Here is a 14,464-nt window from a genome sequence, read left to right as displayed (position 1 = left end):
CCCTTCCGCAGCCAAGCGGTTGCTCCCTCCCTCTCCCCGAAGGGGCGAGGGAATTAACTCAGGCGTCGATGCTTGTGCCTAGCGACGCATGCACCAGCCCGCCGTCCACCGTGATCGTCTCGCCGATCACATAATCCCCCGCGCGGCTGGCGAGATAGATCGCCGCGCCGGCCATATCTTCGTCCACCCCGACCCGCTTCGCCGGTATCCCCTGCGCCACCGCATCGCCGTGATCGCGCGCCGCCTTGTTCATGTCGCTCGCAAACGCCCCCGGCGCGATCGAGGTCACGTTGATAGAATCCGTCACCAGCCGCGCCGCCATCCGCTTCGTCAGGTAGATCAGCGCCGACTTCGACGCATGATAGCTGTACGTCTCCCACGGGTTCAGCCGCTGCCCGTCGATCGACGTGATGTTGATCACCTTCGCTGGCTTCTCGCGCGAGCCCGACGCCTTCAGCGCTGCATGCAGCGCCTGCGTCAGGAAGAACGGCGACTTCACGTTCAGGTCCATGACCTTGTCCCAGCCGACCTCGGAAAACTCCTCGAACGGCACGCCCCACGCCGCGCCCGCGTTGTTCACGAGGATATCGAGCTTCGACTCATGCTCGGCGAACTGCGCGGCGAGCGCCTTGCACCCCGCCACCGTCGACACGTCCTGCGGCAACGCGATGCAGTTCGGCCCGAGTTCCGCCGCCGCCGCTTCGCACACGTCGGCCTTGCGCGACGAGATATACACCTTGGCCCCCTGCGCGATGAAGCCGGCAGCGATCATCTTGCCGATCCCGCGGCTGCCGCCGGTGATCAGCGCGACGCGGCCGTCGAGCCGGAATAGGTTGGTCGTATCCATCACGCATCCTCCGAATGTTTGCCCGCTTGGTATCCGCACGTGCCGCCCGCCGCAAACCCGTTTTTCGAACGCGCCATCATTGACGAGTGCAGAAGCCATACTATGCTCGCAAAAAAGAGCAGGAGAGCGTGTGAGGTTTTCAGGCAAGCGAGCCGTCGTGACCGGCGGCGCGTCCGGCATCGGCCGAGCGACCGCGCTGCGACTCGCCGACGAAGGGGCGACCGTGCTGATCGGCGACATCGACGAGGCTGGCGGCCACGCGATCGCCGACGCGTCCGGCGGGCGGATCCTGTTCCAGCGCACCGACGTGCTCCAGGCCGGCGATATCGAGGCGCTGATGCAGACCGCCGACGATGCGGGCGGGCTCGACATCCTGTTCAACAACGCCGGCGCGGGCGGCTCGCGCGACCCGATCGGCGAGATTTCGCCGGAGGACTGGGACCGCACGCAAGCGCTGCTCCTCCGCTCGGTCGCGCTTGGTATCCGCTACGCCGCACCGCTGATGGCCAAGCGCGGCGGCGGCGCGATCGTCAACACCTCGTCGGTGTCCGCGCTAGGCACCGGCTATGCACCGACCGCCTATTCCACCGCCAAGGCCGGCGTGCTTCACCTCACCAAGCAAGCCGCCGCCGATCTCGCGCAGCACAAGATCCGCGTGAACGCGGTCGTCCCCGGCTTCATCGTCACCAACATCTTCACGCGCACGCTCGAACTCGACGCCGCCAAGACGTCGCAAGCCGACGCGATGATCGCGCACATCGCCGCCGACGCACAGCCGATCCGCCGCCCCGGCACCAGCGAGGACATCGCCGCCGCGGTCGCGTTCCTCGCCAGCGACGACGCGAGCTTCATCACCGGCACGCACATCCTCGTGGATGGCGGCATGACGATCGGCACGCGCCCGAGCTGGGACCCCGCGCAACCTTCGCTGTTCGCGCTGCTCGACAAACTAAAGTGACGGCACCCGCCCGCCGCCTCTCCAACGGCACGATGGCAAGCTACGGCTTCGGCGCGGTCGCGTACGGGGTGAAGGACGCCGGCTTCGGCACGTTCCTGTTGCTGTTCTACAACCAGGTCGTCGGGTTGCCGTCCGCGACCGTCGGCCTCGTCATCATGATGGCGTTGCTGATCGATGCGTTCGTCGATCCGGCGGTGGGCTTCTTCTCCGATCGCACGCGGACGCGGTGGGGAAGGCGGCACCCGTGGATGTACGCGTCTGCGCTACCGATCATGGTCGGCTGGCTACTGCTCTGGAACCCGCCCTCGGTGATGTCGGAGCCGCAGACGCTCGTCTGGTTGTTCGTCATGGCGGTGATCGTGCGCAGTGCGGTGAGTTGCTACGAAGTCCCCTCGGTCGCGCTGACGCCCGAGCTCACCTCGGGCTATGACGAGCGCACGCGGATCATGGCGTATCGCTATCTGTTCGGCTGGGTCGGCGGGCTGCTGATGCTGTTGTCGGCGTACCAGTATTTCCTCGCGCCCACCGCGGCGTTCCCGAACGGCCTGCTCAACCGCGCCGGATACGGCGGCTTCGCGCTGGCGGGGGCGATCTTCATCGGCGTCGCGATCCTCGTCTCCGCGCTCGGCACGCATCACGAGATCAGGCATCTGCCGAACCCGCCGGTCGCCAAGCAGACCTTGCGCGAGTCCTTCGCCGAACTCCGCCAGACCGTGAAGAACCGCGCCTTCGCGATCCTGATGGCGGCGGGCGTGTGCGCGTACACGATCCAGGGCATCAGCTATGCGATGTCGAATTACCTCTACACCTATGTGTGGGGGTTCAAGGGGCCGGTGTTCGTCTATCTGACGATCGCGCTGTTCTCGGGCGTGTTCCTTGCATTCCTTGCCGCGCCTCGGCTCGGCAGGACTGGGAGCAAGCCCAAGGCGGCGATGGGCGCGGTGCTGCTCGGCGCGGCGCTCAATACCTCCCCGTACTGGCTGCGGATGCTCGGCGTGTTTCCGGAGGTTGGCGAGTCCTCGCTGCTGCCGATGCTGTTCGGGTTCTTCATCCTCGGCACCGCGTCGAACGTCACCGGGTTCATCCTTGGTGCGTCGATGATGGCGGATGTGGTCGAAGATTCGGAGGCGAAGACGGGGCGGCGGTCCGAAGGCGTGTTCTTCGCCGGCTCGTTCTTCGTCCAGAAATGCACCAGCGGGATCGGGATATTCTTTGCCGGGATGATCCTTGCGGTGGCGGGGTTCCCGGCTAAGGCGACGCCGGGGACCGTGCCGGTGGCGACGATCGATCGGCTGACGTTGATCTACGCGGGGCTCTACATCGTGCTGGCGTGCGTCTCGGCGTTCTTCTTCTCGCGGTTTCCGTTTGGGCGGGTGGAGCATGAAGCGCGGTTGGCACGACTGGCCGGCGCGCCCATCGTCGACGAAGCCCCACGCGAACCCTGACCTTCCCCCCTCCCTGGAAGGGAGGGGCCGGGGGTGGGTCGGCCGCTTGTCGATCGCTCCGTCAGCCAACAGGCCGACCCACCCCCAACCCCTCCCTTCCAGGGAGGGGAGCAGGACGGTGACCGCCGCTCTTCCAGCGACGGGACCCGCGCGGTAGGACGGGCGCATGGCCTTCCCGATATCGAGGAACGGCGACATCGGAGTTTCCATGCGCATCCCCGCACTAGCCACCGCCCTCGGTCTCGTCCTCGCATCCCCCGCCGTCGCGCAGACGATTGCCCCGATCCTCACCACCCCCGACGCGCACGATCCGCACAGCTACGCCCGCCCCGCCGAGGCGCGCGTCACGCACGTCGCGCTCGATCTCGCCGCCGACTTCGACACGCACGTCATCCGCGGCATCGCCACGCTCGACGTCCTCGCAAAGCCGGGCGCCAAGCTTGTGCTCGACGACAACGGCCTGAAGATCGTCAACATCACCGGCGCCGCCGGCAAGCCTCTCCCCTACTCGGTCGGTACAGTCGACAAGATCCACGGCGCACCGCTGACCGTCACGCTCAACGGCGCAAAGACAATCCGCATCGCCTATGCCTCGTCGCCCGACGCGAAGGCGCTGCAATGGCTCACCCCTGCGCAGACTGCGGGTAAGACGCAGCCGTTCCTGTTCAGCCAGGGCGAGGCGATCCTCAACCGCAGCTGGATCCCGACGCAGGACTCGCCCGGCATCCGCCAGACCTGGGAAGCGAAGATCGCCGTCCCCAAGCAGCTGACCGCCGTTATGAGCGGGCTCTCGACCGGCAAGCCCGCCTGCGTCGCGGACCGCTGCACGTTCCAGTACAAGATGGACAAGCCCGTCGCGCCGTATCTGATCGCGCTCGCGGTCGGCGACATCGCGTTCAAGTCGACCGGCCCGCGCACCGGTATCTGGGCCGAGCCCGCGACCCTGCCCAAAGCCGCCTACGAGTTCGGCGAGCTCGAGAAGTTCGTCGCCGCCGCGGAAGGGCTGTACGGCCCGTATCGCTGGGGCCGCTACGACGTGCTGGTCCTGCCGCCGTCGTTCCCGTTCGGCGGCATGGAGAACCCGACGCTCACCTTCGCCACGCCGACCGCGATCGCCGGCGACCGCAGCCTCGTATCGCTGATCGCGCACGAACTCGCGCACAGCTGGTCGGGCAACCTCGTGACCAACGCGACCTGGGACGATTTCTGGCTCAACGAAGGCTTTACCAGCTATTTCGAGAACCGGATCATGGAGGCGCTCTACGGCAAGCGCCGCGCCGACATGGAGGCCGACCTCGCCTGGACCGACATGCTGGCGGCGGTGAAGGAGGCCGGTGGCCCCGCCGCGAAGGACACGCAGCTCCACCTCGATCTCGACGCCGCGCGCGATCCCGACGACGGCATGACGCAGATCGCCTACGACAAGGGCGCGGCCTTCCTCCGCACGATCGAGAAGCAGGTCGGCCGCGCACGGTGGGACGCGTATCTCCGCAGCTATTTTGACCGCCACGCCTTCCAGCCGCAGACCAGCGCCGGCTTTCTCGCCGACCTCAAGTCGAAGCTGCTGACTCCCGCCGAAGCCAAGACGATCGGCGTCGACGCATGGGTTTACAGCCCCGGCATCCCCGCGAACGCGGTGCATGTGACGTCCGCGGCGTTCCCCGCGGTGGATGCGGCGGCGAAGGCGTACGCGGCCGGCGGTTCCGTGTCCGCCGTTCCCGGCAAGGCGACCACGCAGGAGATCACGCGGTTCATCACGCAATTGCCGCGCAAGCTGCCTGCCGAGCGGTTGAAGGCGCTCGACACCGCGTTCGGCTGGAACACGACGGGCAACGCCGAGATCCGCTTCGCCTGGCTGCAACTCGCGCTCGCCAATCACTATGCGCCCGCCGACGCCTCGGCCGAGCAGTTCCTGACGTCGCAGGGCCGCCGTAAATTCGTCGCGCCGTTGTTCCAGCAGATGATGGACTCGGGCGACTGGGGTCACAAGCTGGCGATGGAGATCTACGGCAAGGCGCGGCCGGGCTATCACGCGGTCACGCAGGTCACCGTGGACCGCATAACCGGTTGGAAACTCATGAACTGAGCCTCCCTGAGCGCCCATTCGGGGCGTTGGTCGGCGAGGTAACACGCTTCGTCGGATATGGTTCCCGCACGGGTTCCAATTAAATCGAACCTCCCGTAGCCAGAATGCGACAAACGGGTTTTGGCCGGGGGGTCTCGATGAATTTCAAGGCGTTAGCAGCGCGTTTTGCGCTGGTGGTATCGTGCGGCCTGATGACGGCCACCCCTGCTGCGGCTCAGTTCTGGCAGTGCGTGACGTTCGCTCGCTCGGTGTCGGGCATCGAAATCCGCGGCAACGCGAACACCTGGTGGAGCCAGGCCGAGGGTCGCTACGAGCGTGGCCACACCCCGAAGGCCGGCTCGGTCCTCGCCTTCTCGCCGACCTCGCGGATGCGCGTCGGCCATGTCGCGATGGTCTCAAAGGTCGTCAGCGATCGCGAAGTCCTCCTTACGCATGCCAACTGGTCCCGCCCCGGCGCGATCGAGACCAACGTCCGCGCGGTCGACGTCTCGGCGGCGGGCGACTGGAGCATGGTCAAGGTCTGGTACGGTCCGCAGGGCGACCTCGGCACCTCGGCCTATCCGACCAAGGGTTTCATCTATTCGGGCCACGCGCCTGCTGGGGATACGCTCGATGCTCCGGTGCAGCGTTCGTTCCAGATGGCGAGTGCGAGCCACACCGTTTCTGCAACGCAGCGCGCCAATGCTGCGCAGCTTGCGACGATCCAACACGGCCCGACTGATCCGCGCGGGATCTTTACGCTGGTGAACGAGGCGAACTGAGGTTTGTCTAGGCGTGGGGTGCGGGGCTCGATCCGGCATCCACCGCACTTGTTTCTTACGTCGTCAGTCTAGCATTTCGCTACTGACCGCCCCCTGACAGTTAGGCGCCTCCACCTCTCCCAAAGGGCACCTCCCCGGCGAAGGCCGGGGCCCAGTTGGAAAGGTCGCAGTAACAGCTCGCCACCTTCGTAAGCGACGTCCCCCAACTGGACCCCGGCCTTCGCCGGGGAGGTGCCATAAAGCGAACACTGCTCTGCTAGCTTCTTGTTTTCCCGCGAAGGCGGGAGCCCAGTCTGGACCCCCGCCTTCGCGGGGGAACACGCTACCTGCTCAGTTCCGATACGCGCCGAACACGTTCAAATGAACGCCCTCAAGCGGCCTTGAACGTCAGCGCATCGCCATTCATGCAGTACCGCTTCCCCGTCGGCTTCGGCCCGTCATCGAACACGTGCCCGAGATGCCCGCCGCAGCGCCGGCAATGGACCTCGGTCCGCGCCATCCCCATCGTCGAATCCACCCGCGTCCGCACGGCGTTCGGCAGTGGCTGCCAGAAGCTCGGCCAGCCCGTGCCGCTCTCGAACTTGGTCTTCGACGAATAGTTCGGCAATGCACACCCGGCGCAGGAGAAGATTCCCGCGCGATGCTCGCCGTTGAGCGGACTGGAATAGGGCACTTCCGTCGCTTCCTTGCGCAGCGTGTTATACGCGTCGGGCGACAGCTTCTTGCGCCACTGCGCGTCCGTCAGCGTCACTTCGAACCGCTCGGCGGCCTGTGCGGGCTGCGACGAGCACCCCCAGAGTGCGAAGCCGGCAACGCCTGCTCCGGCAAGCGTGAGGAAAGCGCGGCGGTCCTGGGTCATGTTCGTCTCCATGGTTCGGATATAGGTACGTTCGAACCACCCGATAAGGTTACGCCACCCCTCAGTATTTGCTGATCTCCACCGGCAGCGTGCGATAGCCGTGGACGAAGCACGCGGCGACCCGCGTCGGTTCGGCGAGCACGTTGATCCGCATGCGGCGGACGGCCATTTCCTCCAGCAGGATCGCGATCTGCATCTCGGCCAGCCGTGCGCCGACGCAGCGGTGGATGCCGTGGCCGAACGCCAAGTGCCGCCGCGCGTTCGGGCGGTCGACCACGATCGCGTCCGCATCGCCGCCGAACATGCTCTCGTCGCGGTTCGCCGAGATGTACCAGAGCGCGAGCTTGTCGCCCGCCTTGATCTGCTGCCCCATCAATTCCGCATCGGCGGTCGCGGTGCGGCGCATATGCGCGAGCGGGGTCTGCCAGCGCAGAATCTCGCTTACCGCGTTGGGAATCAGCGTCGGGTCCGCCTCCAGCTTGGCGCGCGACTTGGGGAACTTGTCGAGGCCGTAGGCGAGCGCCGACATCGAATTGCGCGTCGTGTCGTTGCCGCCGACGATCAGCAGGATGAGATTCCCGATGAACTCGTTGTGATCCATGTGGCTCATCGCGTCCGAATGGATCATCATCGAGATCAGGTCGGGCGTCGGTTCCTTGTCGATCTTCGCGTCCCACAAGCCTTTGAAATATGACCCGCATTCGAACATGTACGCGAGCCGCTGGCCGCGTAGCTCCTCGTTCTTGACGATCTCGATATCGCCTGCCCAGTCCGACCATAGGGTCAGCTTCCGTCGGTCCGCCCAGGGAAAGTCGAACAGGATCGCGAGCATCTGCGTGGTGAGTTCGATCGCGACGGTATCGACCCAGTCGAACGGCGTATTCCACGGCAGGCTGTCGAGCATGTCCGCGGTCCTGCGCCGGATATCGCTCGACATCCGCGTCATCTCGCTGGGCGTAAAGGCGGGCGCGACGGTGCGGCGCTGGCCGGTATGCACGGGACGATCGCGCGCGATGAACATCGGCATGCGGACGTCGCGCTCTGCGACGAAATCGGCAATCGTGATCCCGCCGGCCTCGGAGGAGTAGAGGTCGGGGAGGGATTCGACCTCGACGATGCCCTTGTAGGAGGAGACCGACCAATAGGGGCCGTAGTCGGAATGCTCGACATAGTGGACGGGTGATTCGGCGCGGAGCTGCGCGAACGGTGCCTGCCAGAGGTCGTCGCGGTAGAGTTCGGCGCGGCTCACGTCGAGCGGATCGACCGTCTGTTGCGCTACGTCTCTTACCAGAGTCGCCATCGTCTCTCTCCCGTGTTTTGCCGCAGGAGAGGCTTTGCTGACACTTATGTCAATAGGCTCCGTTCTCCTGCGAACGCAGGAGTCCAGGACCGCGAGGGATGGCGTTCGTTACCCTGGGCTCCTGCGTTCGCAGGAGAACGGTTAAGCGACTGCCTTGGCTTTGCGCCGCCAGAACGGCCTAGCACTTCCCGATTGCAGCACGCCGCGACGGAAGAGGCGGGCCCCAACCGTTATAAAAATCGTCACCCACAAGGCCTGCCAAGCAAGCGCGGCGACGTGTGGCCACAGCTCCGGTGAATTCGCCGCGCGGCCGGCCATTGCGAATGGCGAGGAGAGCGGGAACAGTTCGGCGGCGGTGGCGAGCCAGCTGCCAGGGTGGGAGACCGCCGCGGAGGACAGTCCGAACATCGCGACCTGCAGGATCGTGATCGGCAGCGACAGCATCTGGATTTCGCGCATCGTCGTCGCTTGTGCGCCGACGCCCAGGAACACCGAGCCGAGCAGGAGGTACGCCATGCTGAAATACGCCGCGAACAGCAGCGCGAACATCGGCGCCCCGACCGCGGGCGTCAGGTCGCCCAGCGCCACCGCCGCGCCCGCGGGCATCAGCGACGTGATCTGCGTGACGACGGTGCCCCAGAACGCGACGAACAGCACCGCGACGCCGAACATGCCGATCAGCTTGCCGAAGAACACGGACTCCAAGGGCACCGCGGCGGCGAGCACCTCGATCACCTTGTTGTTGCGCTCCTCGGCCATCGTGCCGACGACCTGCCCCGACAGGAACAGCGTCAGGAAGAATATCCCGAACACCGCGAAGAACGCCGACTGGTGCTGGCCGCCGACCGAGGTGGTCGAACGCTTGATCTGCGTCTTGGTCGCGGCGATCGTCGGCAGCGTGCCGCCGAGCTTCTGCGCGGCGAGCGTCGTCTGCGCGAGCAGCCCGAGATAATCCGCCGAGCGCCGCCCGCGCGGTCCGTACAGGATCTGCGGCGCGTCGAGCGGGCCGTACAGCACTGCGGAGGCGTCGACGTCCTTGGTCTCGAACGCCGCGCGCGCCTGCGCCGCGGGATCCGCGGCCGGCGCGACGATCGACAGTTCGGGGGGCGCTTCGTCGCTGCGGAACATGCCGCGCAGGCGCTCGTCGGACTCGTCGATCGGTCGCGCGGTGGAGGCAGGGACGATCGCGACGATCCGCGTCTTGTCCTGCGCGCCGCCACTGACGCTCGCCGCGCCCAGTCCGCCGATCGCGCCGAACGAACCCATGATCAGGGGCGCGAACAGGAACAGCAGGAAGATCGGCGTGAACACCGTGGCGATGAAGTCGCGTCGCGCGATCGTGAAGGTCTGGCGGAGGGTGCGGCGGAAACGGCTCATGCCGCGTCCTCCACAGGCATGTTGGCATGCTGGCCGACGATCCGGACGAATGCCTCATGCAGGCCGGGCCGCTCGATCGACAGCCCCGAAATTCCGTATCCCGCGTCGATCAGTCTCACGAGCAAGCTCTCGATTCCTTCGTTCGGCAGCTCGAACCGCCAGCTGTCCCCGTCGGCTACCGCATCCGCCGGCAGCACGCCGCGGATCGCCGGATCGGGGCGGTGCGGCGTGTAGTGGACGCGTTGCGGCAATATGCCTCGCGCGTCCGCGACCGTGCCCTCGAACCGTCGCTTCCCGCCCGCGATGATCGCGAGCCGGTCGCACAGCCGCTCGGCATGGCTCATGATATGCGTCGAGAACAGGATCGTCGCGCCGCGGTCGCGCTCGTTGAGGATCAGCTTCTCGAGCCGCTCCTGATTGACCGGATCGAGCCCCGAAAACGGCTCGTCGAGCACCAGAAGGTCGGGCTGGTGGACCACCGAGCCGAGCAGCTGCACGAGTTGCGCCATGCCCTTCGACAGTTTGCGGATCTTCTCGTCGACTGCATGGCCGAGCCCGGCGGCTTCCATCAGCACCACCGCACGCTCGCGCCCGGTCTTCCAGTCGAGCCCGCGCAGAGCCCCCAGAAACGCGATCGCCTCGCGCGCCTTCATCGCCGGATACAGCCCGCGCTCCTCGGGCAGATAGCCGACGCGGTCGCTCGCATCGCGCGGATTGTCGTAGCCGAGCAGCGTGCGGCTACCCTCGTCGGGCTCGATGATACCGAGCAGCATGCGCAGCGTCGTCGTCTTGCCCGCGCCGTTGGGGCCGAGCACGCCGTACACCGAGCCGCGCGGCACCATCATGTCCACCCCGTCGACCACGCGCCGATCGCCGAACCGCTTCACGATCCCGTTCGCGGTGACCGCCCATTCATCGTTCACGCGCAATCTTCCTACCGAGGGTGGCGTCGTGGTAGCGGGCGGACGTGGCGCAAGACAAGCTGGAACACAGGCTGAAGGCGAAAGCGGCGGAACTCGGCTTCGTCGCGTGCGGGATCGCGCATGCGGGGGCGGCGCCGCGCGCGGGCGAACGGCTGCACCAGTGGCTCGCGGACGGCCGCCACGGCGACATGATCTGGATGGAGGAGCGCAAGCACCACCGCGAGAGCCCCGCCGGCCTGTGGCCCGAAGTCCGCAGCGTGATCGCGCTCGGCATGAGCTATGCGCCGAAGGACGATCCGTTGCGCTTGGCGGACGAGGGCGGTGTAGGGCGGATCTCGGTCTACGCGCAGGGACCGGATTATCACGACGTCGTGAAGCGGCAGTTGAAGGCGCTCGGGCGGTGGCTGGCGGCGGAAGCGGGGCGCGACTTGCCGCCGTTCGATTTGAAAGTCTTCGTCGACACCGCGCCGGTAATGGAAAAGCCGCTCGCAGAGGCCGCCGGGCTCGGCTGGCAGGGCAAGCACACCAATCTCGTCAGTCGCGAGCATGGCAGCTGGCTGTTCCTCGGCGCGATCTACACGACGCTCGATCTGGAGCCGGACAAGGGCGGTGTCGACACCTGCGGCAGTTGCGACGCGTGCCAGACCGCATGCCCGACTGCGGCGTTCCCGCGGCCGTACCAGCTCGATGCCCGCCGCTGCATTTCCTACCTGACGATCGAGCATGCCGGCCCGATCCCGCACGAGTTCCGCGCCGCGATCGGCAACCGCATCTACGGCTGCGACGATTGCCTCGCCGTTTGCCCGTGGAACAAGTTCGCCGCCGCCGCCAACGCGAACCTCGCCTTCCATCCCCGCGCGGAACTGGTCGCGCCCGAACTTGCCGACATCCTGGCGCTGGACGATGCGAGCTTCCGCACGGTGTTCGCGGGCTCGCCGATCAAGCGCATCGGCCGCGCCAAGATGATCCGCAATGCCTTGATGGCGGCGGGGAACAGTAGCGATCCTGGCCTCGTCGAGGCCGTCGTCGGACTGTTGAGCGACGACTCGCCGGTCGTCCGGGGTGCGGCGATATGGGCATTGCGACGACTGGATAGCGCGCGCTGGGGCGGCGAGCGCGGACGTCGGCTGGCGGACGAGGGCGATCAGAGCGTGCTTGGTGAATGGGGGGCGGCTGCAGTGGATCGTGTCGTGCCTCTGGTCGATCTACCCGTGGGCGAGTAACCAAACGGGTTAATTACCTTGACATCGTCACGCTCATCTGGCACATAACGGGAACATCGAAAACTAGCGAGTCGGGCCGGACGGTCTGGCTCTGGAGGCCAGGACGATCGGGGCGGGAGCCTTTGTCGTCGCCGGCTTTCTGCGTTTGGCGGTGCGGTGCAGGCAAGCGGGGGCGCGGCATGGGGATCAAGAGCAAGGCGGCCGGGAACGCGAAGGTCGGCGGGATGGTCATCACGGGTGGAAAGAACCGGGTTCTTGTGGCCCGGAAACCCCGGGCGAAGGAATGGACACTCGAGCGGCAAGCCACGTTTCTCGAGGAATTGGCGATGACCGGCAACGTGACGACGTCTGTCGTCGTGGTGGGGATGTCGCTCGGCGGAGCCTATCACCGCCGCTCGCACGATCCTGCGTTTGCCGCAGCATGGCAGGCGGCGTTGTCGCGCGGGTATGACCGATCGCGCAGGGGTTGGCCGGGTGGTTCGAGGGGGCGGCGATTTCGGTCGATCTCGACCGGGTGCCGGCGCTGGCGGAGGATCGCGAGCGGCTTTGGGGGATGGTTTCTGCGGCTTCGTTTCTCAGTGATGTGGAGAAGCGGGCTCTGCTGGAAATTCAGGAGGTGGTCTGATGGATGGGGCGGTTTTGGCGCAGTTGATGCGGCAGGGGGCTGAGCGCGGTGTCGACTTGGTGACGCTACGGGCGATCGTGGAGGAGGCTGGGGAGTTGGGGGCGGCGCGTGCCTTGGCGCGGGTTGCTTTGAGCGACGAGCGGGCTCGGGAGGATGTGGCGGAGTTGCGGGAGCTGCTGGCGGCTTGGCGGGATGCGAAGCGGTCGGTGTGGAAGGCGGTGGTGGGGTGGATCGCTCGGCTGGCGATGGCGCTGATGCTGGCGGGGCTGGCGGTTAAGCTGGGGTTTGCCGCGTGGTTGAAGTGATCCCTCGATACGCCGTCTCGACAGGCTCGACAGCTACTCGGGACGAACGGGGCGGGGCGGTGGCGTTCGCGGGGTATGCGGCGGTGTTCGATGTTGTCGATCGGGCTGGGGATGTGGTGCGGCGGGGGGCGTTCCAGAGCGCAGGCGTGGTGCCTTTGTTGTGGCAGCATCGTGGGGAGGTGGTTGGGTCCTTGTCCGTGGTTGCGGAGGATGCGCGGGGGTTGCGCGTCGAGGGGGTGGTGGAGGATCCGAAGCTGGCTCGGTTGGTGCGGGCTGGGGCGGTGGCTGGGTTGTCGGTTGGGTATCGGGCGACTTCGGTGCGGCAGGGGGTTCGGCGGGAGTTGCTTTCGGTCGAGCTGGTGGAGGTTAGTCTGGTGGCTGTGCCTATGCAGGCTTTGGCTCGGGTTGAGGTGGTGGACATCGTGGCGTGATCGTTTTCCTGCGGACGCAGGAATCCAGGGTCGAGGGGTGAGACGCGTGTGACCCTGGGCTCCTGCGTTCGCAGGAGAACGGGGATTGGCGCGGGCGTCCCGAGCCTCACGCCCCTCACCCTCCCACACGCAAGCGCGTGCGGGCCCCTCCCTCTCCCCAGAGGGGCGAGGGTTTTTAGAGAGTTTCACTGGGCGTCCTGCGGGGCGCCTTTTTTCGTTTCACGCGAGGAGATGGACATGAGTGTTGTTGACCGGCCGATTTTGGCGGGGGCTTCCCCCTTGGCGCAGAATGCGGCGTTTGCGGGGTTCGTTCGGACTGGCGCTACGCTGGAGATGAAGGCGTTTACCGGGGTGACCGGCGACGCCGGCGGGTTTGCGGTGCCGCGGGAGATCGATGCTCAGATCGATACGTTGCTGAAGGCGGTGTCGCCGATCCGGTCGATTGCCAATGTGGTGAAGGTTGGGTCGGCCGGGTATCGCAAGCTGGTGACGACCGGCGGTACGCCGTCTGGTTGGGCGGCGGAGAATGCGGCGCGGCCGGAGACGGCTTCGCCGGTGTTCGTCGAGATCGCGCCGCCTACGGGGGAGCTGTATGCCAATCCTTCGGCTAGCCAGGCGATGCTCGACGATGCTGCTTTCGATGTGGAGGAGTGGCTGGCGGGTGAGATCGCGATGGAGTTTGCTAAGGCCGAGGGGGCGGCTTTCGTGTCCGGGTCGGGCGTGTCGCGGCCGAAGGGGTTTTTGACTTCGGCTACTGCTGCGACTGCGGACGGGGTTCGGGCTTTCGGGACTTTGCAGTATCTGGCTAGCGGGACCGCGGGGGACTTCTCGGCGAACCCGCAGGAGCGGTTGATCGATCTGGTTCAGTCTTTGCGGGGGCCTTATCGGCAGGGCGCTAGCTTTGTCATGAATGCGGCGACTCTGGCGCGGATCCGGAAGTTCAAGACGACGGATGGGGCGTTCGTCTGGGCGCCTTCGCTAGCGGCTGGGGTGCCGGCTACGCTGCTCGGGTATCCGGTGGTCGAGGCCGAGGACATGCCGGATATCGCCGCGAATGCTCTGGCGATCGCGTTCGGGAATTTCCGGGCTGGGTATATTATTGCCGAGCGGACCGAGACGGGGATCCTGCGTGATCCGTATTCCAACAAGCCGTTCGTGAACTTCTACGCGACCAAGCGGGTCGGTGGGTGCGTGACGAACTCCGAGGCGATCAAGTTGCTGAAGTTCTCGGTGGCTTGAGTGGTGCCCCCTCTCCCCTGCGGGGAGAGGGAAGGAGGAGCACTTGCGACGGGAGGGTGAGGGGTGGTTGGGATTCACGTCCTGA

General features: G+C 66.4%; 13 protein-coding genes and 1 pseudogene. 9 read left to right on the top strand and 5 right to left on the bottom strand.

What is annotated here, in order from left to right:
* Nucleotides 1-58: 58 nt before the first annotated feature.
* Nucleotides 59-847 (bottom strand): SDR family oxidoreductase, encoded by a 789-nt coding sequence (locus tag J4O76_RS14475; RefSeq protein WP_056484752.1) that lies wholly within the window; start codon nucleotides 845-847, stop codon nucleotides 59-61.
* A gap of 130 nt (nucleotides 848-977) precedes the next feature.
* Between J4O76_RS14475 and J4O76_RS14470 the strand changes: the two genes are divergently transcribed.
* The 4 genes from J4O76_RS14470 to J4O76_RS14455 all read left to right on the top strand — a co-directional run bounded on the left by J4O76_RS14470 (nucleotide 978) and on the right by J4O76_RS14455 (nucleotide 6,097).
* Entirely contained in the window at nucleotides 978-1,805 is an 828-nt protein-coding gene (locus J4O76_RS14470) for a glucose 1-dehydrogenase (RefSeq protein WP_192975104.1), read from the top strand.
* Nucleotides 1,802-3,250: an MFS transporter gene (locus J4O76_RS14465; RefSeq protein WP_426282556.1), complete on the top strand. Its 1,449-nt coding sequence runs from the start codon at nucleotides 1,802-1,804 to the stop codon at nucleotides 3,248-3,250. Before J4O76_RS14470 ends, J4O76_RS14465 begins: the two co-directional genes overlap by 4 nt.
* Before the next feature lie 208 nt (nucleotides 3,251-3,458).
* On the top strand, nucleotides 3,459-5,336 hold the full coding sequence (locus J4O76_RS14460; protein WP_426282555.1) for a M1 family metallopeptidase: 1,878 nt from the start codon (nucleotides 3,459-3,461) through the stop codon (nucleotides 5,334-5,336).
* 137 nt (nucleotides 5,337-5,473) lie between these two features.
* Entirely contained in the window at nucleotides 5,474-6,097 is a 624-nt protein-coding gene (locus tag J4O76_RS14455) for a CHAP domain-containing protein (protein WP_426282554.1), read from the top strand.
* Nucleotides 6,098-6,467: 370 nt separating this feature from the next.
* On the opposite strand, the gene msrB is transcribed toward J4O76_RS14455, so the two are convergent.
* From msrB to J4O76_RS14435, 4 genes are all read right to left on the bottom strand, one after another.
* Complete coding sequence (msrB, locus tag J4O76_RS14450) at nucleotides 6,468-6,968, bottom strand: peptide-methionine (R)-S-oxide reductase MsrB (RefSeq protein ID WP_426282553.1); 501 nt, start codon at nucleotides 6,966-6,968, stop codon at nucleotides 6,468-6,470.
* A gap of 49 nt (nucleotides 6,969-7,017) precedes the next feature.
* Nucleotides 7,018-8,256 (bottom strand): cytochrome P450, encoded by a 1,239-nt coding sequence (locus J4O76_RS14445; protein ID WP_426282552.1) that lies wholly within the window; start codon nucleotides 8,254-8,256, stop codon nucleotides 7,018-7,020.
* 141 nt (nucleotides 8,257-8,397) lie between these two features.
* Entirely contained in the window at nucleotides 8,398-9,633 is a 1,236-nt protein-coding gene (locus tag J4O76_RS14440) for an ABC transporter permease (RefSeq protein ID WP_426282551.1), read from the bottom strand.
* A complete protein-coding gene (locus J4O76_RS14435) occupies nucleotides 9,630-10,556 on the bottom strand; it encodes an ABC transporter ATP-binding protein (protein ID WP_426282550.1) in 927 nt (308 codons plus the stop codon). The genes J4O76_RS14440 and J4O76_RS14435 overlap by 4 nt, the downstream gene beginning before the upstream one ends.
* Nucleotides 10,557-10,600: 44 nt before the next feature.
* On the opposite strand from J4O76_RS14435, the gene queG reads away from it, so the two are divergent.
* The 5 genes and pseudogenes from queG to J4O76_RS14410 all read left to right on the top strand — a co-directional run bounded on the left by queG (nucleotide 10,601) and on the right by J4O76_RS14410 (nucleotide 14,379).
* The gene (queG, locus tag J4O76_RS14430) at nucleotides 10,601-11,779 is read left to right on the top strand and encodes a tRNA epoxyqueuosine(34) reductase QueG (protein WP_426282549.1); all 1,179 of its coding nucleotides are present in this window, start codon (nucleotides 10,601-10,603) and stop codon (nucleotides 11,777-11,779) included.
* Nucleotides 11,780-12,233: 454 nt separating this feature from the next.
* Nucleotides 12,234-12,404 (top strand): annotated as a pseudogene (locus J4O76_RS14425) (phage portal protein); the annotation flags it as partial.
* Nucleotides 12,404-12,709 (top strand): DUF6127 family protein, encoded by a 306-nt coding sequence (locus J4O76_RS14420; protein WP_183129183.1) that lies wholly within the window; start codon nucleotides 12,404-12,406, stop codon nucleotides 12,707-12,709. The pseudogene J4O76_RS14425 and the gene J4O76_RS14420, both read left to right, overlap by 1 nt.
* Nucleotides 12,710-12,768: 59 nt before the next feature.
* On the top strand, nucleotides 12,769-13,140 hold the full coding sequence (locus tag J4O76_RS14415; protein ID WP_426282911.1) for an HK97 family phage prohead protease: 372 nt from the start codon (nucleotides 12,769-12,771) through the stop codon (nucleotides 13,138-13,140).
* A gap of 237 nt (nucleotides 13,141-13,377) precedes the next feature.
* The gene (locus tag J4O76_RS14410) at nucleotides 13,378-14,379 is read left to right on the top strand and encodes a phage major capsid protein (RefSeq protein WP_426282548.1); all 1,002 of its coding nucleotides are present in this window, start codon (nucleotides 13,378-13,380) and stop codon (nucleotides 14,377-14,379) included.
* Nucleotides 14,380-14,464 lie beyond the last annotated feature (85 nt).

The organism is Sphingomonas sp. NFX23 (assembly GCF_049887795.1).
Classification (GTDB): domain Bacteria; phylum Pseudomonadota; class Alphaproteobacteria; order Sphingomonadales; family Sphingomonadaceae; genus Sphingomonas.
This window is presented reverse-complemented; position numbering and strand designations above follow the sequence as displayed.